The organism is Cytobacillus sp. FSL W8-0315, from assembly GCF_038002905.1.
Lineage (GTDB): Bacteria > Bacillota > Bacilli > Bacillales > Cytobacillaceae > Cytobacillus > Cytobacillus pseudoceanisediminis.
Genome location: NZ_JBBOOC010000001.1, coordinates 22,094 through 41,259 on the forward strand (window position 1 = coordinate 22,094; position 19,166 = coordinate 41,259).

Below are 19,166 nucleotides of genomic sequence, written 5' to 3' on the forward strand. Positions count from 1 at the left end.
TAATTCAGCTGGAGAAGATAATTTATAACGCTTAGGGACTTCTTCAGGGGACCCTCTAATAGTGCAGCTATGTGACTCTTTATTTTCCTTTGTTCATGTATATTCCACATCTTTACTAAGTCTGTAACTCCTGCTAAGCTAATCACTTTTTGAATAGAAACACTAAGTGGCAGCTGGATCTTAAGGTAATGTACCCGTTTTGTTTAAGTGCATTTTTCACAATCTATTCAACCTTGACTCGTTAGAAAATAGTAATTTTTACCGCCACTATATCTGTTTACTCAGTATTTATTGTGATTTAGTTGTTTATTATTGGAATCAATTTTTTATTTTCTATTGGTGAAGATAGTACTATTAATGTGGTTGAATCTCCGTAGGTACCCATCTCGTTAATTGCAACCTCTAGCGACTGAAGTGTTTCAGTAACTACTTTTACCAAAAAGTTATATTCACCGCTTATTCTATGTAATTCTACTACTTCATTTGATTTATTACAGAAGTCCACAAAGTTTTCACAGCTCTTAGTATGGAATAACAGAAAGGTTGTTATAGGTTTGTTTATTTTTTCTGGCCTTACAATAGCACGATAGTGATCAATAATTCCCTTTTCCTCCATTCTTCGTACTCTCTCGGTAACTGCCGGCTGAGAGAGAGCTACCTCTTTCCCCAGTTCCGTCATGGATATTCTTCCTTTCTCCTGTAATACCAAAAGAATTTCTTTATCCAGTTTATCCATAATGATCCCCACCTTTAATTTCTAAGTAAAATATTTAAAATAAAATTAATTTAAAACTAATTAAGACATTTTAACTGAAATTTTCTATATAACTTCTTTTTAAAATTATATAAGATTATTTACGAAGTTAATACTTCTATAAAGGAGTTAAGGCAAATTGGAAAACACTGAGTTATTAAAATCAATTAATATCGGTAACTGGTACTTGAAAACAAAAATTGTGATGGCTCCAATGACACGAAGTTTTGCAAATAACAATACAGGTACTGTTGGTAATGATATTGTCACCTACTATCGCAAAAGAGCTAAAGATGGTATTGGTCTCATTATTACAGAAGGTATTAACCCTTCCCCTAGAGGCAAAGGAACTTTTGGTGTTCCTGGCCTATACACAACAAGCCAAGTAGATGCTTGGAGGAAAGTAACTGAAGCTGTTCATGAGGAAGGAGGAAATATTGTGGCACAGCTTTGGCATGTAGGAAGATTAACACATCACGAACTGACTGGAGGACTCCCACCACAAGCACCTTCCGTTATAAAGGCTGATGGTTTAGTTCACCGATTGAGAAAACCTTATGAGACACCTGAAGAAATGTCTTTGAATGATATAAAAAATGTCATCCAAGAATATGCTATGGCTGCTAGAAACGCAATTAAGGCTGGATTTGATGGAGTTGAAATACATGGAGCTCATGGTTACTTAATTGATCAATTTAATTCTGAAGTTACCAATAAACGGACTGATGAGTATGGTGGGGATATATTGAACAGGTTATTATTTATGAAGGAAGTATTACATGCGGTTATTCAAGAGGTCGGCCAAGATAGAACTATTATTAGATTTTCTGAAATAAAAGATGATATCCCCGGTTATAAGTGGACCAATCCTGAAGTGAATATAAAGGCTTTAGTTCAAGTGTTTAAAGAAGTGGGAATTCAAATTATACACCCCTCAACAAATAATTTTACTGAAAAAATGGCTAGTGGCATGACTTTTCATCAACTAGTGAGGAAACATTGGGATGGTATTATTATTGGGGTGGGAAATCTAAATACAGAGATTGCTTCTAAGGCGATTAAGGATGGTACAATTGACCTTGCTGCCTTTGGACGCCCTCTACTAGCTAATCCTGATTTTGTTCATAAGATAAAAGAAGGACACCCTATTAAACCCTATCAAGCAGCAATAGATTTAAAATACTTGAAATAGGAAACCTTAATCATTTCGTTGGGCTACTATTATTGTTCAGCGAAATGGTTATTATACTATAAACAAATTTATTAAAATTTTTCTTGTTCAGTAAAAGGAACCGTTATGTAAAAGATTTGGTTAAATAAGAAAAAGCTGCCTTACTTGGCAGCTAATCTTGAGCATAAGCACCATTAGATTAAGTACAAGTATTGACAAAGTCGTTAAAGAGATAAAAAAAGGCAGCTTCTCTGCATCTATCTATATTCTCAAAAACCATTGCTGCAGTGGCCGGTTCTTTTTTAACGGGTTTTCTTTGTCTTAGGAATTAGGAGAGGAGTTTTCCGCTATAGAGTCAGAACTTCTATTTTTCAGAATTTCATTGATTTCGCCAACATCGCCTTTGGCATTTATTATTTCAAATACCTGATTCAGTCCTTCGCTAGTTTCCTGCTCATTGTCTTTCATTCGAATCCCTCCTTTTAGAATTCATTCATTATAGGTTTTCCAACTTTACCTTTTATATCCAGAGCGAATACTATTTTTCAACTCACTTCACAATAGAAACCCATAATTGCTTTGGAAGTTACCTGCCCATTTATAAATAGGAATGAAGATGTTTGTCTTTATTGCTGCACTCTTTGTATTTAATTATTAATAATGAAAATGCTCCTACTACTAAGGAAGATAAAAGCACCCTTATCATATCGGCTCTAGATGCAGATCATAATGAATTTGATTTATTTTTCTGTATTTTTATGGATGCAGGAGGGAAAATGCTATCAAAGCAAATTGCTAACAAAGATTTGGAACAATATAGATATGCCATAACTAAAAGAACTTTGGAGGAAATTGTGGCAGAGCTGTTCTATTTCAAAATATGATTAGCTTAAGAATACCTTTTCTATAAATAATTCCTGGCAATTCCCAAACATCTCCATTTCAATTTAAAATTGTTTTTCTCCATATGCTTTAATAATCCTGTAAAATCTCACCCATAAACTTTGGACCACCAAATAAATAACAAAAGAATAATAGCTGTTATATCCATTCTGATAGTGAAAGATCCCTATGTACTCAGAAAATAGCTCTATCCCAACACTTATAAACGCCCATCCCAAAATGAATAACAGAGATAAATTTGGCTTTATATTAAAGAAGTCATATATATAAAAGAATAGATAGCTGAATGGTGCATACATCACATGAGATAAAAAATCCATCAATTGAAAGGAAGAATTATCATTAATATCATAATAACTAACTGGCAGCACACTTAAAATGTGATCGAAAAAGAAACCAGTAAACACGCCACATAAAAGGTACACACAGGTTGTCTTATTTGTAAAACGTTTTGGCAGTTTTAACACCACTAAAGTTCCAACAATGAGCGAAATGACGATAAACCACTCATTAGCATTAAAATTATGATCATAATAACGAATTCCATTCATGTTTTTTTAAATTCTCCTTTTTCCAGGCAAACAAACCAGCGGGCTATCAACCATACTAAGGCAATAGATACCACATACATAAGAGCAGAGTACAATTGATTCCACCTTTGGAAAGTAATGAGGCCAGCCCACAAATATATCCGGTCTCCCAAGCATAGGGAGATTACGATTGTGGCTGATAAAACCCATCGCCATTTTGCTTTCATGTGCGAATTTAGTATGCATGCTGACAAAAGAATTTGAAAAGGTATCACAATAAAGCGGCAAATATAAATCGCGAAAGACCCTTCCACACTTCGGGTGACTGGAACCCAGTGCAGATTGACATCAAGTATGGTGAATTGGGTAATAGTTAATATTCCGATGATGAAGTACAAAAAAACCATCTCAGTAAGAGTAAATCCTTTGGGAACAATAGCGAATACAATCATTACTAACCAGGCAAACATTGCTAAAACAGCGATTGACATAGTGATCATCCTTTAAATAGCTGTCAGATACATGTATTATTCCCAAAAGCCATACCAACATTTACAAATATAAAAAAACAAGAGCGATACACTCTATTCCCTCCTTTACTAGCCTGCCCCTTTAATTAGACAAGAAAAATAGCCGCCTATTGGCAGCTTGATGTAAAAGTTTAATTCCATGTCTTGTAAGTTGTTATGATTTACGTTTGTGTTTTTCAATAATTATTTTTTTGTTAAGTATTCTAACTTCTCCAACCATAAGCAACCTCATATCCTCTACAATATAATTCGCTAACTCTTCATCAGTAATGTCGTTACCATCAATATCAAGACGAAAATCCTGTCCTTGTAATCCACCGCCATTAGTAAATTCGATTTCAAAGTCGAATATCACTCTTTTATCCATTTTTATCCACCTCGTCTTAGTCTCGGGTTATTATATATATTCTTGTTTAATGAAACCATTACCTTCTTGAACTGCCTGCACCATTTGTACAATAAAAAAAGCCGCCAATTGGCAGCTGGAACTCTATATTAATGCACCCGTTCGTAATATACGAGGCGAATAGGGGCCGTGGAGAGAAAGGATTTCTGACGGACTTTATTAGGAGAAGACCTTTTTAACTATACTGCACCATTTAATGCGAAGAAAGCCCCTCTCCGGCGAGGGGGCTCTCAAAATCATAGCAGTAATTAGGATAACTTGTCTCTATCAGCTGCAGCTGGAGGTTGTTCAAACCATCCTTTCTCAATCATAATTCTTGCAGCATTCTCAACAAAATATGAATTTTTCATAATGGCCTTCAAATAAACCATCCCGATATCATGCCGGCCATTTACAGCCACAGAATTTCCGAAGGATCTAACTTTTATTGAAAACATATCCATCTTATGAAAGAGCATTAACTTATCAGAAAAAGGTGAAAAAGTGGTATTAGTTATTAAGTCATCCAGATAAGGTGGGGAAGGCAAATCTTCATCATGCAGTTTTTGCTTATAATTCTCAATATTATTTGTGGTAAGATCTTTTCCTCGTTCGAACAATTTGCGTATCTTTTCATCCTTTGCTACTTGTGCGAATGCCATAATGAGTGCTTTACTTGTTACATTATTTTCTATGTTATCGTAAAGATGTGTGATTTCCATAGCATGCAAAGGGCGTTTATTTCCAAGATAGCCGTTTAAAAAATCCTTATGAACAAATTCCACTTTTTCTGGAACTGGAATCAATGGGGGTTTACTTATTAGCCCTTTATGCATTAATATTTCTTTGATTTGCTCCATCAAATCCATGGTGGAATCCATACAATGCCTAAAAAATTCTTTTACGTCCTCTCTAAACACAAGAGGTATTGCAATACTGTAAATACTCAATCCAGCTTTTGATGCATACTTCAAGTAGTGGACATAGAATTCATCCAAAAACAGTCTGGGAGCACCTAAATTCACATCCTCTTCCGTAAAACCCTTAGGGATGGGAAATCCATCTTTCTCGAAAATACCTTTAATGGTTTTCATGAATTCTTCTGATAGTTGTAAGGCATTTTCTAATAAGGTCTTAATATGTTTATCATCAACATGCTGCAGAAAGTATTTTAAAATAAATGATGCCATGCTATTTCCCATATAAGTAGCCCAAAGCTTTCCCATTTCTGCTGATGTTAGTTTTTCGGAGGTGTTTGTTTTGTAAGAACTTAATTTAATGGGTTTAATCTTTTTCATGTGAACACCTCCTTTTTTATTTAATATTTCCTCCCTTTAAATTCATATACTTACTAATATCCATTTCGTTTTTTTAGACATAAAAAGCCCTTCTCAAATGAGAAGGGCTTCCTCCTTTTATTTTTATAACAGTTATTAATTCACCTTACCTTTATTATCTGCTTCGTTTTTTTCAGTTTCCAATCGGCATACTTGCCTTTTATTAGTACCCCTTCAAAAAATCCACCCTATTAGGTATGGCATCATTATTTTCGATTCTCTTTAATGTATCCCAAAAGCATGAGATCGCTTCATTCAGCTCTGTCACAGCCGATATATGAGGAGTGATGATGATATCGTCTCTTCCCCATAACTCGGAAGTCCCTGGCAGCGGTTCTGTTTCAAGAACATCTAACACAGCATAACGGACTTTTTTGGAATTGAGCGCTTCAATAAGGGATTGCTCGTCCACTGTTTGGCCTCTGCCGACATTGATGAAGACCGCTCCGTTTAAATGACTGAAAAACTCACGATTAAATAGCTTACTTGTTTCTTTTGTCAAAGGCAATGTGCTGATAATCCAATCTGCCTCTGCAGCCAGCGTGCTTCCAGTGCTGGTTTTTGCCACCTTTTCGAAATACTCCTTTGGTTTCCCGCTTTGCGAGACACCATAGACGGCGGATCCAAAGCTTGAAAATACTCTGGCCGCCTCCTGCCCAATCTCCCCTGTACCATAGATAACAATCGTTTGATCCTTCATCATTTTCGGAGTTTTTGGAGCCCATTCCTTCTCCCTTTGTTTTCCTTCAAAGTAGTGGTGAGCTTGAAGATCTCTTAAAATATAGCTTAAACAATACTCGCTTATTCTTTGTCCAAACGAGCAAACAGTTCTGGTTAGAAGAATCTCATGTTCCTTCCATCCATCAATTTCCAAATAATTATTTACACCCGCATTAAAGGAATGTACCCATTTCATATCGGCCAAGCGGAAGCCACGACACGGCTTGGAACCGACATAGGCATCTGCCCATGATAAATCCTCTTCTGTAATATCAGCAACCTGCTTAAAACGAAAGCTCTGAGATGTATTAGCTGGCAGCTGTTCCTGGAATTCCTTTTCATAGCTTCCTGCAACCAATATATTATGTATGTTCATTCGACTTCCCCCACCCTCTATGATATTTGCCCCCTGCGATTTTAAGTCATTAGACATTATTTTTCACGCTATATAGTTAAAGACTTTCCCATGATTAACAGATAGTGCAGTGCAATTATAGTGTTCGGATTATCTAATACTTCCTTACTCGTTCTGTTGAAGGTAAATAGAAGAAGCCTGCAGGCTCATCCTCACTTAAAATGACAATCCGATGCTGGCCTTCTGTCACTTAAACGCAGCGTGGCCATGCAATGAACTGTTCTTTTAAACTTATGTAATCCTTTTTCATAAACATTGCTGCTCCTTGATTTTTTTATTTCATTTTAACACGAGAACTTACATCCGTTATCTTGTTCCGATTTGTTCCCTGCCTAATTTGGTACTAATAGCCAGTTCTAATCATATTCTTATAAAAGAAAAAAAATGAAGGGGTGCAAAGTCAATTGATAAAAGTTAAGGTTGGTTTACGGCCCATTGCCAGTAAGATAAATTTACCTACTGTTTTGAAAACAGCTATACTTCCTGGTGATTCCAAGGAAAGGCTATTTATTGCAACCCAGGTAGGAGAGGTCTTTTACATAAGAGACTCAAGCATAAGGACTTTTTTAGATATTCGCCCCCGAATCCTAAAACTAGGTGCTTCTGGTGGCGGATATGATGAACGGGGATTGCTGGGACTAGCCTTTCATCCCGAATTTTATTATAACGGTCTGTTTTATCTTCATTATTCAGCAGCCGGAGCACAAGGACCGGGTGCACTTTCTGAATCGTTTAATCCTGACCCTTGTGATCCTAAAACTTTAAACCTAAGGTGGATGAATAGGGAAACACAATATGACCATATTGATACAATCGAAGAATGGATTATACAATCCAATGGCGGGCCCCAAAAACGAAGGACTTTACTTAACTTAAGAAGGCCATTTTCAAATCATAATGGGGTCAATAGTTTAAATTTTTCACCAGAAACAGGCAGACTTGTTTTAACAACCGGAGATGGCGGATCAGGCTATGATCCATTTAACTTAAGCCAGGATGATCTGGAGATTGCCGGTAAAATAATTGAAATTGATGTAGATAAGAATACTTACATCATGAATCCCCCTATTGTCACACGCTTTAATGAACTTCCCGCAGCGATTCAGGAAACCCTCACGGTAATGGCCAAAGGGGTTCGCAATATTCCAGGTATTTCATTTCAAAGATTTTATAATCAGTATATTAAATATGCAGGAAATGTCGGCCAGGATTTGGCCGAGTCGATTTATTCATTTGTTCATTATAAACCCATACCGGTTACTCAGCTTATTCAAGCATCTTTGATGAATTCTGAACCTGACAAGGAAGGATTTATAAACTTTGGCTGGCGGGGCTGGGAAGGTGATTTTCCTGCTTCGATTATAAGAGACTGCACTAATAATCAGAATTTGGATGAGAAGACAATGGCTTTTTACAATGAAGCAGCAGCACTTTCAGCGAGTCGTCTTCAGCCTTTAACTAGTTATTTTCATAAAGATCCCAGACCCGATAAGTTTGGAGGAACTGCACTGACAGGAGTGCAAGTCTATATGGGGAAAAAATCCCTGCTTTAACAGGAAGCGTTGTGTTTACCGATCTTGCCCGGAAAGAATCACAGCCTCAGGTTAGAGGGGCTTTAGCTTATACCATCATTAGACCTAATGGTAAACAAAATGACTTTAGTGTGATACAAACCGATTATAATTTTGGGTCGCAATCAGCCTATTATGTTAATTTGGGGACGAATCTGAAACAGACCAGATTATATTTAGGGGTTTATGGCTCTATGAAAGTGACTGATTTACATCAAGGCACTGTTTTTGAAATAGTTCCATAAGTATAATGATAGAATTATGCTTAATCTGATAAATATCTTATATGGATTGCCATCTAAATGAAAACCACTACATGATCATCATTTTTAATCTTTTAATAATGATTAAAGCAATCTCAACCCATAACCAGCTATAAAGGAAAACAAATAAAAAGATACCTCCCGCTGAAAGAAATGAAAAGGAATCAGAGACGGCTGGACCTAAAACTGGAAAGTGAAAAATAAATAGTAAACCCATAATTCCTAGCATTAAAAGGATTGCACCAGCAGCAATAATACTTATTCTCATCCTGAAAAAGGAAAAAGATACTCCGATGCCAAGCCCTAACAATCCTGTAGTAAAAGGAAAAATAATTAGTTCAGATGGCTGCAGGATCAATAACAACATAATTGTCAGAGAATAGGACATTACTCCAAATGGAATGGAAAACATGGAACATAACAGAATAGGTGCAGTGGCAAGCGGACTTAAAAAATATCCTATACCTGGCAAGAGGCCTCCAGCAGCCTGCAGAATAGCAGCAATACAGGTAAAAATAGACACTAGAATGAGCTTCATTGTTTTTTTATATTTATTCAATATTTTTTGAAATAGATAAACCTCATCCGTGATAGGCTTTAAAAAATACACCTGTTCACCTCTTCTATAATGGTTATATGTTACCCTACATTATATTTGCATTTTATAGAGGCGGAACAACTTTTTATGATCCATTTGCAGAGGAAAGTTAGCTGTTATGGTGCTATCTGGATAATACTATGCAAATACCTGCAACCATAAAAAAACAAGGGCCTTATTGGCCCCGGTTATTATTTGACTATTACGTTTCCAACCATTCCTTCCTGGAAATGGTACCGGCATATCAGTTCATATGTACCGGGCTGTTTTGGCTTCACGGAGATACTCGTTTCTTTTCCTGGCTGAATCTCGGCGTCAATTCCGAGCTTTTCTACTGTAAAGGTGTGCTCCTTCTTACCTTTATTTTTCAATATTAATGTTGTGGATGTTCCATTCGGAATAGTGATGACCTTCGGATTAAAGTAATCATCGTTCAACTCGACCTCAATCGATTTCCCCTTAGTTGAAACATCGGATTCGGCAAATACGCCGAATGAGCCTGGAGTTGACAAAACCACAAGCATTGCAAACACAAAGGCCAATCCTGTTACCCGCTTTTTCACAGACATTCGCAATCCCTCCTTTCCTAAACCTATTTTTTTCTGATTCACAAAATTTTATCACCATAAATTATGTTCAAAAGTGCTTTCTAAAACTGTGAATAGACCAAGATCACTGCAGAAATCCACACTTTAAATAATTTGCTGCCGCTCCTCATAAACGGCTGGGCTCCCAAATCAGCTGGTTCTTTTACGTGCTGGGTGAAGGCTGCTCAAGAGTGTCCTGTGAATTCTCAGTTTGAACGAACATGTTCGCGGTTGGCATTTGTACTTGACTCTTATGAAATAAAGACATTAGTTCAAATCTTACCTGCCTGGACGTTTCAAAATACTCTTCAGGCTTAACCAGGCCAACAATACAAAATTCGTACCCGACATGTTTATGGTTTGGATTTAAGTCTGTAATCCCGATATATTGAAAGGGTTCAACAGCCTCGTCCCCTAGCCTATACAGGCTATGAACTAATTTTTCATTGCAGATCACACTTGCTTTCTCTAACAATTCCTTTATTCTTGCTGGATCTTCCTGATAACTTACCGTAATCCGTTCAATAACCCGCATCCAGCCTTTATTAAAATTTTGTATCGCTCTAATCTCTCCATGCGGGATCGTAAGGAGTTTTCCCGACCATTCCCGAATTTGCATAAAGCGAATACTTATCTCCTCAATGGTACCTGAACTTGTCCCGTTGAAAGTAACAAAATCACCGACACGAAACTCTTTATCCGTTAATCTTGCGAACCCCAAAATAACGTCTTTTAGCATCTGCTGTGCTGCAAAACCGATGACCACACCGGCAATCCCTGCACCTGCAAGAATGCCTTTTATATCAACAAATTGACTTATTAGATAAATAACAAGGCTAATCGCAATTCCATACCTAAAAATGGATCGGGTCACACCTTGTATCGTCTGTTCTACCTCTTCATCAAAGAAATTAGACTTCCTAAAGAACCAATCAATCATACGGTTTATGGCAAATGAAAAGGTGATGAGAACCAAAGCAAATAGAGTAAATCTTAAAAGTAAAAACTCCCTTATATAATTAAAAAATTCCTCTGTAAAAGTTAGCAGGTCCATCCCAGCCACTCCTTAAAAAGGAACATATCAAGGATCATCTGTTACCTTCTCCTTAAATATCGTTTCCTTAACATATATTTTCTTTATCATTCCCCATTCATCTTCAATAATTTGGCCCAAATAAAAAAGACACGTCCTGTGGAAACGTGACCGTAATGTCAATAATACAGTTAAGCTGCTTACTGTCAGCACAATAGAAAATCGGCCTAAGATGGCAGCTGGATCTGTTTTTTATAGTCATTGCAAATAATGTAGTAGTTAATATCTATATATAATACTGGCTCAAGAATTAATTATTGTTTCAGCCCTTCATTCAACAAAGACAGCTTAAGTATCCTAATAAACCTGCCCCTTTTAACAGGAAAACACCTTAAGACCTTTTTATGATTCATCTATGAATACCGCTCACCCTTGTTCATCTTATCTGCCCTGAAGCTTAATGGTGTCTCCACTCTTGCAGAAACGCCACTGTTTGATTAAGTGAGATACTCACTATATTGCCCTCCCGTAATAATAACTAAACTCTTAATGTATAGGGGACACCGAAATACGCCTTCTTTATAAGAAAGGCGCACTATATTAATTTCCCATATTAAATGCTTCACTATAGATTTTACGCAGCTTAATTGAGTTATCGTCCCACTTAATTGGTTCACCATTGACGATTTGGACCAATACATCCAGACACCTATGCCATCCTGCCGCTGTATTAACTGCCCATGAATCATCTTTAAAAGTATGGGTAAAGATCATTCGACATCCTTTCCCCTCTTCCTGCAATGAAATGTTTATCAGATCATCAACTTCACGGAAACCAAATAAATATGGCTTTTCTAATTCTGTAATGATACCCTCATATGTCGTTCCTTCCCCATCATCGAAGGCAATTTTTCCACCCAGTCTGAGATCCATCTCCCCTTTTGCAAAAGGGTACCATTGAGAGAAGGAATTGGGATTTGTAATGACAAGGAAAACATCTTCTGGATTATGGGAAAAAAATCGCTCAAATCTTAAAGCATAACTGCCATTTGACTCATGTAATGCACCAATTTCATTCATCCCTTCATCCTCCTTCTTCTAATCCTTGAGGTATTGCTAAAACAAATAAAATTAAAAATTTGTATAGGTTCAGAAAAAACATCACTATATTCAGAATTGTTTCTTTTACAAAACATTTTTTTAACTAAAAAAACAATAATCATAAAGTGTTCAACAATCTTGCCCTTTAGTATAAAAAGAACAAAACTGCCTGATCAGCAGCAGTTCTTGAAAAACCTGCCAGTGAAGCTTTTATTCTTTAAATGAAAGCCCTTCCTCTTTTAAGGAAGTTCTCATAATAGGTAAGGAAGCTGGTCCAATACCATGAATTTTTAATATTTCTTTTTCAGTGAACTTTGACAGTTTTTTCAAAGTGTCTATTCCTTCGTGAACCAATGCATTCCTTGCAGGAGCGCTGAGCTTCGAAAGGAAGCCACTTTTAGGCTTATTCTCTTTATCACAGATAGGACAGCTTTTACACTCACTGCTTTTGTAAAACTTATGTCCCTTTTCACAAACCCTTAAACTTTTATCTGCTGTCAAAATAATTCCTCCAAACAGTTTCTGATCCAGTATCATATATTATTAATTGTATATTAGATATATAAACTCGACAAAAACTATGAATGGCACTTTTCAACAAATCTGGCCAAGAAAATGAAGGATAACCTTTGTACCTTTACGGCCACTTCTTCGGGTCGTAAGCAAGACTGGAAAACCAGTAGAGAAATCTCCAATCATGGAGACGATGAATTTTACCCAAGTTTTACACCTGACCCAAAATAATAAACCAGAATAGCAGGACCTCCTATATGATCTCAGACAATGATGAGGTTTCCTTCATACGAGAGAAACTGGATGATCCGCCAATGGGTTAGCTAAATATTAAAATGATAGCCTCCTTATGTCTGTATGGAGGCTGTTTAATTAAAAACCAATTAAAGAGGAACGTTTTCAAAATGTTCAACTGCAGGAAACGGATCATAAAAATGATGCAGCTGTCTTTTCCATTCCTGATACTCTTTCGATTGTCTAAACCCAACTGTATGGGCCTCTAATGATTCCCACTTCACAAGTAATAGATATTTCCCCTTAATTTCCATACATCTCTGCAGCTCGTGAGATATGTACCCTTTCATGGAAGCAATAATTTTTGATGCCTCACGGAATGCTTGTTCATATTCTTCCTCCATCCCTTCTTTTACTTGTAGCATTACTGCTTCTAAAATCATGTAAATTATCCCCTTTCCCTGATTGTTCATTTACTGTATAGTTCCGATTTCTGATTAATGATTACAAGAGAATGTTCTAATTATTTTCCATACTTCATTTATTAAAGGAATGCAGCCCATTAGGATAATAATACAGGTGATTCCTCCATTATAGAAGACTCACCCCTTATGTTGATCAAAGTGAAAATTTCAACTTTCATTAAACCATTTGCGTAATTGATTTATATGAGCCTGATGATACCTGCTATGGTCTGCTATATGCCATATACCCCATTGGATTGTTGCTTGGTTTCCATTTTCATATTCAATTATTCGAGTTAATTGCAAATCTGTTAACTGCTGACATAACGTCTTAATCATATCCATAACGTCATCGTATTCTTTAAGCAGCACATCCAGGGGGATTCCATCAAACTGCGGTAATCGGTTGTCTTCATCCAATATTGGTCCATATTTATTCTCCAGATTTAACGGCATTATCTCACCCTTTATTCTAAACACCCAGTTCAGGTCGACCAAAGCTAGATGTCTAAGCAATTGGGCTGTGCTGTTATAATTCTGTTTAGGGCCTTTATAATCCAACTCCCTTTGGGACATACCTCCCACGATAGACTTCAGCCGTCGATAATTCCCATCCACCATAGAATAGAGCAGCCCTACAATAGGTTCCATTGTTAGCTCGCCTTTTAAATCTAAAATCATTCAATAATACACCTCTCGTTCTGTTTTTCATAATTTGTTAATATTGGAAATTAATAGACTCACATATTATATTAACCAACCTGTCCCGGTTGTACAAAAGAGAAGGCCATTTGGAAACAGATTACGATATACGATCAAATTATTGATTTACTAAAAAAAAGCAACATCCCAACCGAAGTTGACATGTTGCCAGTTTAATAAATATTGTTTATCCAGCTTCCTGAACATCCTCTTTGCTTTGCTTTTCCTTCCGATTCATTCTAATCTGACCTAGTCCGAGCTGTTTTGCTTCCTGTTTTAAAGATTTTAGCAAGCTGACTGTCATTAACACTAAAATGACTGAGAATGGAAGAGCTGCGATGATCATGGTGTTTTGAAGAGCCTGCAGGCCCCCAGAATAAAGGAGAGCAATCGCAATAATCGAGAGAAGAACTCCCCAAGTTACTTTTATGGGTGTACTTGGATTTTGCGATCCATTCGTTGTCATCATCCCTAGAACAAATGTACCAGAGTCAGCTGATGTCACAAAGAACGTAACAATGATCAAAATGGCTAACAGAGATATTGCCATGCTGAGCGGAAACCCTTCTAACACGCCAAAAAGAGATTCCTCGGGAGATAATGACGAAATCGAAAGCAGCCCTGTAGATTCAGTGAAAATGGCTGTCCCCCCAAAAGTTGTAAACCAAAGGAATCCTATTAGTGACGGAACGAGAAGGACACCTACAATAAACTCACGAATTGTTCGGCCCTTTGAGACTCTGGCAATAAACACACCAACAAATGGAGACCAGGCAATCCACCATGCCCAATAAAAAATCGTCCATCCATTAATCCAGCTGCGTCCCTCTTCATTCAGGGGTGCTATCCTAAAACTCATGTCAATGAAGTTTTGCATATAAGTCCCGATCGTATCGGTGAATAAATTAAGGATAAAAAGTGTCGGTCCAAAGCTAAAGACAATCAAGAAAAGGACAGCCGCAAGCCCCATATTCAAATTGCTTAGCACTTTAATTCCCTTACTTAGACCTGTTAAAGCCGAAATCATAAACAAGACTGTCACAATGAGGATAATAATGGTTTGGTTTGTTATCGTACTAGGTACATCAAAAAGGTAGGACAGTCCCCCGTTGATTTGCATGGCACCAAATCCCAAAGAGGTAGATACCCCTAAAACCGTAGCAATAACCGCAATGACATCAATTGCCTTCCCGACTGCCCCATCCGCATGTTTTCCAATCAGCGGCCGTAAGGTTCGGCTTATTAAACTCAGCTCCCCTTTTCTGAAAGTAAAATAAGCCAGAGCCATCGCAATCGAACCATAGATAGCCCATGCATGGACCCCATAATGAAAGAAGGTAAATCTCATTGCATCCTTAATTCCCTGATCAGTACCCTCTTGGCCTGTAGGAGAACTTATCATGTAATGGCTAATGGGTTCAAATGTTCCATAGAAAATTAACCCAATCCCGATACCTGCACTAAAAAGCATCGCAAGCCAAGTTGGACGGGAAAACTCAGGCTTATCCTCCTGCTTCCCGAGCTTTATCCGGCCAACTGGACTTACTAATAAATAGAAGCAGACGAACACAAATAGCGAAACAATCACTAGGTAATACCACCCAAACGAATCCGTAATCACGCCTTGTGTACTGCTCGTGACCTTTTCTAACGACGCTGGCATTGTAATTCCCATAAGAACAAGACCAGCCATTATTGCTAATGATACATAAAAAACAGTTGAAGCATTTTTCATATAAAGTTTTAACTCCCATCTTTGATATATTCGCAGTGGGTTACTTCGAATGGTGAACAAATAAAAATGCAAAACAAACAAAAATATTTTTTGTGAAGTATTACGAAACGCACCCTTAAAAAATTTGCGAAAATTCATTTATTATTATCTTCGTCATTCTTACTAACATAAAATCACCATTGTCCATCTTTTGGGTATTGGAAAAATAGATAGATAGATAAATACGGCAGAGGTATTTTGGTTGTGAATTATTTTACAGGCTTGTTGGGGAATATTTAAATTTTAACAAAATGCGCTAAACCAATCACATACAAAAAAGAGGCTTATTTGGGATTCTAGACTTTCATTCCCTGCTCAGAAAGATTCTATAGGACATAATCTTAATATAACTCCCGAATCCTCTAATAGAGTCCATATTTCAAGAGAGAACAGTTTTCAACGGTTTAAAATCCTGATTTCACACGGCTTAAAACCCTCCTGTCTCCTTCAATACTTTCAAAAGTGATTTTATTGGGAGCACTATAAATAATGTTTGAAGTATTTTTTGCAGATAAGGAAATAATGGATATCGGAATTTCACTATCATTTCCAACTGCCGCTTTTTAACTTAATTAAGAAAAGCCCGCTTTTATGAAAAAATTGGGCTCTTCTTTTCTTATCATTATTTAACAATATACCGGCACCTTACCTTTAATGATGGCCAGTTATTGGGTGAGGAAACTTATGGGTCTTCCGGGATTTTTTTACATTCCTCTTTCTTGCAGTGTCTATGCTGTATGAATGCACGTGTGAAAGATGGGCCTCTTTCTGATTGAGTATTCCCGCTCATCCAAATTTCAAACTCCATGATGTACCCCCGACTTTGTCGATATTGTTGAGGTTCAGATTGAATGCAGGAATGGAGTAGTTATTGAGGCTTACATACAATAAACTATACAGGATTGTGACACAGCATCTTGTTTCCGTCAGACTGTCAGCATTGAATCATTTGCTAATTCCCGATGCAATACATCTCCCATACGCTTCATCCCTTCAATGATTTTCTCTTTAGGCATATTAGAGTAATTTAAACGCAATGTATTTGTTTGTGTTCCATTTGGGAAAAAGGAAGCACCAGGTACACAAGCAACATTGTTTTTCAGGCACTCTGTAAATATATGTGCTGAATCAATGCCCTCTGGAAGCTCAACCCAAATAAATAATCCGCCTTCCGGCTTACTGTAAGATATATTATTGGGGAAAAATTCTTCAATGCAAGATAACATAGCTGTGCATCTTTCTTTATAAACAGCTTTTATTTTATGAATGTGCTCTTCGATATCGTAAAGCTCCATATACTTTGCCGTAATTCTTTGAGCAAAACTATCAGTGTGCAAGTCAGCTGTTTGCTTGAAAGCAACATACTTATCAATGAAAAATGGGTGTGCACAAATCCATCCAAGCCGAAGACCGGGAGTGAAAATCTTCGAGAAAGTGCTTAAATAAATGACTCTGCCTTCTGTGTCAAAATGTTTTACTGGAGGGAGTTCCTTTCCAGCAAATCTTACAGCACCGTAGGGATTATCCTCAACAATCAGCACATCATATTGATTAGCAAGCTCAATCATTCTTTTTCGCCTTTCGAGTTTTAAGGTCCGGCCAGTAGGGTTTTGGAAATCAGGAATCGTATAAATAAATTTTGCATTGGGATGCTCCTGCAGCCTTTTCTCCAGCTCTTCCATCAGCATTCCATCATCATCCATTGCCACTTCAATAAATTGGGCCTTATATGACTTGAATACATTAATGGCAGCTAGATAAGTCGGACTTTCGCAAATAATAGTATCTCCCTCATTGATAAATAATCTTCCAGTAAGGTCGATTGCCTGCTGGGATCCTGATGTAATAAGAACATTTTCAAGGCTAGAGTCAATCCCAGCCATTTTCATTCTCTGACAAATAGCATCTCTCAAAGGAATATATCCTTCAGTCGTACTATATTGAAGGGCAGCCGCACCTTCTTCGTTCAATACAGCACTGCAAGCATCCTTTAAAGGGTCTACAGGAAACAGCTCTGGAGCTGGCAGTCCTCCCGCAAAAGAGATTACTTCTGGTCTTTCTGTTACTTTTAATATTTCACGTGTCTCAGAAGATGTTACAAATCGAGCTCTCTCAGCAAATTTATGTTCCATTTATAAACATTCCTTTTATATTTTTTGGAGTTAATGATCATACTGAAAATTCAGTCACTTATACTTATACTTTTCTCTTTTTGATGGATACCTGCCCAAAAAACAATGGGAATCAACAGTAATGAAAGAATAGCACCAGAAATTGAAAGGGCTGCAAAGCTGGAATATGCTACAACTATTCCCGACACACCTCCTCCTAATGCTCCTGATAAAGCAATCCATACATCGATAGAACCCTGCGTCTTAGCCCGAGTAGAAGCGTGAGTTGAATCTACAAGAATGGCCGTTCCGCTAATTAAGCCAAAATTCCAGCCAAGTCCGAGTAAAACAAGGGCTAAATTGAGTGCGGCCATTGAATCAGCAGGTCCCGCTGCAGCCAGAATGCCAGAAGCAAGCAGCGTAATAGCAGAAGCAATAGCCATAGGAGCACGGCCAATTTTATCAACAAGGAAACCAGTAAGTAACGAAGGCAAAAACATCGCACCTATATGAAATCCAATGACAAGCCCAACTTCATTCAAAGCATGGCCATGGTGTCCCATATGAATGGGTGTCATCGTCATAATGGCCATCATCACAAATTGAGTTAAAACCATTACGCCAGCTCCTGCAAAAATGCCTCGCCTTTTTATCGATGCCAAATTAGAACTTTTCTCTAAATGATTCGTTTTATTTCGTGCATCTGATATTGCTTTTGCCACAATAAAGGGATCAGGACGGAGGAACATAAATAGAATGAAACCAGCAAGTATATACGCTGCAGCCGCTAATATAAAGGGACCGGCTAAAGCAGGAACTCCTATGGATATAGCAAAATCCCCCATTACATCCACCAGGTTTGGCCCGGCAACAGCTCCGAATGTGGTGGAGACCATGGCCATGCTAATAGCCTTTGCCCTTTGTGCCGGGTTTGCCATGTCAGTTCCAGCGTAGCGTGCTTGTAAGTTTGTAGCCGTTCCAGCTCCGTAGATGAGCAGTGAAATAAATAATAGCAGAATGCTGTTTGTTAATGATGAAACCACTACCCCAATGGCACCGATGCCTCCAGCCAAAAATCCGGCGGCAAGTCCAGGACGGCGGCCAAACCGCTGAGAAAGCCGTCCTACCAGCAGCGCAGCCCCTGCTGACCCTAAAGTAAATAACGCCGTTGGAATTCCAGTTACACTATCTGTCCCCATCATGTTTTGCGCCAAAAGTGCCCCTACTGTTATCCCGGCTGCAAGTCCTGCTCCACCAAAAATCTGGGATATGACAATGACAATTAATGTTCTTTTGTATAGTTGCTGCTGTTTTTCTGAAGAATTTATGCAGCTCTGCAGCCAAGCAGATTGGGGGGCTAAAACTTTTTCACTATTTTTAACCGGCAAAATCTAACCTCCCTTATTTTCATAATATTCCAACTAGATTTCAATCATCTTAACACGTGCAAAAAAGCCATACAATATTATA

The 19,166-nt window shown here is 37.6% G+C and carries 20 protein-coding genes and 2 pseudogenes; 3 read left to right on the plus strand and 19 right to left on the minus strand.

Annotation, left to right across the window (positions count from 1 at the left end):
- Nucleotides 1-298: 298 nt before the first annotated feature.
- Nucleotides 299-736, minus strand: a complete 438-nt coding sequence (locus MKY20_RS00130; RefSeq protein ID WP_071157452.1) for an Lrp/AsnC family transcriptional regulator — start codon at nt 734-736, stop codon at nt 299-301.
- Between the two features lie 157 nt (nt 737-893).
- Between MKY20_RS00130 and MKY20_RS00135 the strand changes: the two genes are divergently transcribed.
- A complete protein-coding gene (locus tag MKY20_RS00135; RefSeq protein WP_009335286.1) occupies nt 894-1,946 on the plus strand; it encodes an alkene reductase in 1,053 nt (350 codons plus the stop codon).
- A gap of 300 nt (nt 1,947-2,246) precedes the next feature.
- Here MKY20_RS00135 and MKY20_RS00140 read toward each other — a convergent pair whose 3' ends face one another.
- The gene (locus tag MKY20_RS00140; protein WP_251174107.1) at nt 2,247-2,393 is read right to left on the minus strand and encodes a hypothetical protein; all 147 of its coding nucleotides are present in this window, start codon (nt 2,391-2,393) and stop codon (nt 2,247-2,249) included.
- A gap of 152 nt (nt 2,394-2,545) precedes the next feature.
- On the opposite strand from MKY20_RS00140, the gene MKY20_RS00145 reads away from it, so the two are divergent.
- Nucleotides 2,546-2,809: a hypothetical protein gene (locus MKY20_RS00145; RefSeq protein ID WP_251174108.1), complete on the plus strand. Its 264-nt coding sequence runs from the start codon at nt 2,546-2,548 to the stop codon at nt 2,807-2,809.
- 63 nt (nt 2,810-2,872) lie between these two features.
- Here the strand turns inward: MKY20_RS00145 and MKY20_RS00150 are convergent, their stop codons facing one another.
- The 6 genes and pseudogenes from MKY20_RS00150 to MKY20_RS00175 form a co-directional block, all read right to left on the minus strand.
- Nucleotides 2,873-3,379, minus strand: coding sequence for a hypothetical protein (locus tag MKY20_RS00150; RefSeq protein ID WP_009335288.1), 507 nt, complete (start codon nt 3,377-3,379; stop codon nt 2,873-2,875).
- On the minus strand, nt 3,376-3,849 hold the full coding sequence (locus tag MKY20_RS00155) for a hypothetical protein (protein WP_251174109.1): 474 nt from the start codon (nt 3,847-3,849) through the stop codon (nt 3,376-3,378). Before MKY20_RS00155 ends, MKY20_RS00150 begins: the two co-directional genes overlap by 4 nt.
- A gap of 193 nt (nt 3,850-4,042) precedes the next feature.
- A complete protein-coding gene (locus MKY20_RS00160) occupies nt 4,043-4,255 on the minus strand; it encodes a cyclase (protein ID WP_192908159.1) in 213 nt (70 codons plus the stop codon).
- A gap of 287 nt (nt 4,256-4,542) precedes the next feature.
- On the minus strand, nt 4,543-5,571 hold the full coding sequence (locus tag MKY20_RS00165; protein ID WP_217034620.1) for a DUF3231 family protein: 1,029 nt from the start codon (nt 5,569-5,571) through the stop codon (nt 4,543-4,545).
- A gap of 202 nt (nt 5,572-5,773) precedes the next feature.
- Entirely contained in the window at nt 5,774-6,706 is a 933-nt protein-coding gene (locus tag MKY20_RS00170) for a D-2-hydroxyacid dehydrogenase (protein ID WP_251174110.1), read from the minus strand.
- A gap of 136 nt (nt 6,707-6,842) precedes the next feature.
- Nucleotides 6,843-6,935 (minus strand): annotated as a pseudogene (locus MKY20_RS00175) (GNAT family N-acetyltransferase); the annotation flags it as partial.
- Between the two features lie 214 nt (nt 6,936-7,149).
- On the opposite strand from MKY20_RS00175, the pseudogene MKY20_RS00180 reads away from it, so the two are divergent.
- Nucleotides 7,150-8,561 (plus strand): annotated as a pseudogene (locus MKY20_RS00180) (PQQ-dependent sugar dehydrogenase).
- 67 nt (nt 8,562-8,628) lie between these two features.
- Here MKY20_RS00180 and MKY20_RS00185 read toward each other — a convergent pair.
- The 11 genes from MKY20_RS00185 to MKY20_RS00235 all read right to left on the minus strand — a co-directional run bounded on the left by MKY20_RS00185 (nt 8,629) and on the right by MKY20_RS00235 (nt 19,084).
- Entirely contained in the window at nt 8,629-9,189 is a 561-nt protein-coding gene (locus MKY20_RS00185) for a hypothetical protein (protein ID WP_251174111.1), read from the minus strand.
- A gap of 179 nt (nt 9,190-9,368) precedes the next feature.
- Nucleotides 9,369-9,746 carry a cupredoxin domain-containing protein gene (locus MKY20_RS00190; protein WP_009335296.1) on the minus strand — a complete coding sequence of 126 codons (378 nt, stop codon included), beginning with the start codon at nt 9,744-9,746 and terminating at the stop codon, nt 9,369-9,371.
- 181 nt (nt 9,747-9,927) lie between these two features.
- Nucleotides 9,928-10,818 (minus strand): mechanosensitive ion channel family protein, encoded by an 891-nt coding sequence (locus MKY20_RS00195; RefSeq protein WP_217026138.1) that lies wholly within the window; start codon nt 10,816-10,818, stop codon nt 9,928-9,930.
- A gap of 579 nt (nt 10,819-11,397) precedes the next feature.
- The gene (locus tag MKY20_RS00200; RefSeq protein ID WP_071157443.1) at nt 11,398-11,877 is read right to left on the minus strand and encodes an SRPBCC family protein; all 480 of its coding nucleotides are present in this window, start codon (nt 11,875-11,877) and stop codon (nt 11,398-11,400) included.
- Between the two features lie 231 nt (nt 11,878-12,108).
- Nucleotides 12,109-12,435, minus strand: coding sequence for an RNA polymerase alpha subunit C-terminal domain-containing protein (locus MKY20_RS00205; protein WP_374940680.1), 327 nt, complete (start codon nt 12,433-12,435; stop codon nt 12,109-12,111).
- Between the two features lie 359 nt (nt 12,436-12,794).
- On the minus strand, nt 12,795-13,088 hold the full coding sequence (locus MKY20_RS00210; protein WP_009335300.1) for an antibiotic biosynthesis monooxygenase family protein: 294 nt from the start codon (nt 13,086-13,088) through the stop codon (nt 12,795-12,797).
- Nucleotides 13,089-13,277: 189 nt separating this feature from the next.
- Nucleotides 13,278-13,790: a DinB family protein gene (locus tag MKY20_RS00215; RefSeq protein WP_019379525.1), complete on the minus strand. Its 513-nt coding sequence runs from the start codon at nt 13,788-13,790 to the stop codon at nt 13,278-13,280.
- Between the two features lie 208 nt (nt 13,791-13,998).
- On the minus strand, nt 13,999-15,546 hold the full coding sequence (locus MKY20_RS00220; protein WP_251174112.1) for a glycine betaine uptake BCCT transporter: 1,548 nt from the start codon (nt 15,544-15,546) through the stop codon (nt 13,999-14,001).
- 721 nt (nt 15,547-16,267) lie between these two features.
- Entirely contained in the window at nt 16,268-16,393 is a 126-nt protein-coding gene (locus MKY20_RS00225) for a hypothetical protein (protein WP_340999940.1), read from the minus strand.
- Nucleotides 16,394-16,511: 118 nt separating this feature from the next.
- Nucleotides 16,512-17,717: an aminotransferase-like domain-containing protein gene (locus MKY20_RS00230; protein WP_217026140.1), complete on the minus strand. Its 1,206-nt coding sequence runs from the start codon at nt 17,715-17,717 to the stop codon at nt 16,512-16,514.
- A 50-nt stretch (nt 17,718-17,767) separates the two neighbouring features.
- Nucleotides 17,768-19,084: an MFS transporter gene (locus MKY20_RS00235; protein ID WP_251267365.1), complete on the minus strand. Its 1,317-nt coding sequence runs from the start codon at nt 19,082-19,084 to the stop codon at nt 17,768-17,770.
- Nucleotides 19,085-19,166 lie beyond the last annotated feature (82 nt).

What these genes read in the sequence shown, in the direction of transcription:
- MKY20_RS00130 (WP_071157452.1), bottom strand. Translation starts at nt 736, where the DNA reads ATGGATAAACTGGATAAAGAAATTCTTTTGGTATTACAGGAGAAAGGA.
- MKY20_RS00155 (WP_251174109.1), bottom strand. Translation starts at nt 3,849, where the DNA reads ATGTCAATCGCTGTTTTAGCAATGTTTGCCTGGTTAGTAATGATTGTA.
- MKY20_RS00195 (WP_217026138.1), bottom strand. Translation starts at nt 10,818, where the DNA reads ATGGACCTGCTAACTTTTACAGAGGAATTTTTTAATTATATAAGGGAG.
- MKY20_RS00200 (WP_071157443.1), bottom strand. Translation starts at nt 11,877, where the DNA reads ATGAATGAAATTGGTGCATTACATGAGTCAAATGGCAGTTATGCTTTA.
- MKY20_RS00150 (WP_009335288.1), bottom strand. Translation starts at nt 3,379, where the DNA reads ATGAATGGAATTCGTTATTATGATCATAATTTTAATGCTAATGAGTGG.
- MKY20_RS00210 (WP_009335300.1), bottom strand. Translation starts at nt 13,088, where the DNA reads ATGATTTTAGAAGCAGTAATGCTACAAGTAAAAGAAGGGATGGAGGAA.
- MKY20_RS00160 (WP_192908159.1), bottom strand. Translation starts at nt 4,255, where the DNA reads ATGGATAAAAGAGTGATATTCGACTTTGAAATCGAATTTACTAATGGC.
- MKY20_RS00230 (WP_217026140.1), bottom strand. Translation starts at nt 17,717, where the DNA reads ATGGAACATAAATTTGCTGAGAGAGCTCGATTTGTAACATCTTCTGAG.
- MKY20_RS00205 (WP_374940680.1), bottom strand. Translation starts at nt 12,435, where the DNA reads ATGATACTGGATCAGAAACTGTTTGGAGGAATTATTTTGACAGCAGAT.
- MKY20_RS00165 (WP_217034620.1), bottom strand. Translation starts at nt 5,571, where the DNA reads ATGAAAAAGATTAAACCCATTAAATTAAGTTCTTACAAAACAAACACC.
- MKY20_RS00220 (WP_251174112.1), bottom strand. Translation starts at nt 15,546, where the DNA reads ATGAAAAATGCTTCAACTGTTTTTTATGTATCATTAGCAATAATGGCT.
- MKY20_RS00170 (WP_251174110.1), bottom strand. Translation starts at nt 6,706, where the DNA reads ATGAACATACATAATATATTGGTTGCAGGAAGCTATGAAAAGGAATTC.
- MKY20_RS00190 (WP_009335296.1), bottom strand. Translation starts at nt 9,746, where the DNA reads ATGTCTGTGAAAAAGCGGGTAACAGGATTGGCCTTTGTGTTTGCAATG.
- MKY20_RS00225 (WP_340999940.1), bottom strand. Translation starts at nt 16,393, where the DNA reads ATGGAGTTTGAAATTTGGATGAGCGGGAATACTCAATCAGAAAGAGGC.
- MKY20_RS00215 (WP_019379525.1), bottom strand. Translation starts at nt 13,790, where the DNA reads ATGATTTTAGATTTAAAAGGCGAGCTAACAATGGAACCTATTGTAGGG.
- MKY20_RS00140 (WP_251174107.1), bottom strand. Translation starts at nt 2,393, where the DNA reads ATGAAAGACAATGAGCAGGAAACTAGCGAAGGACTGAATCAGGTATTT.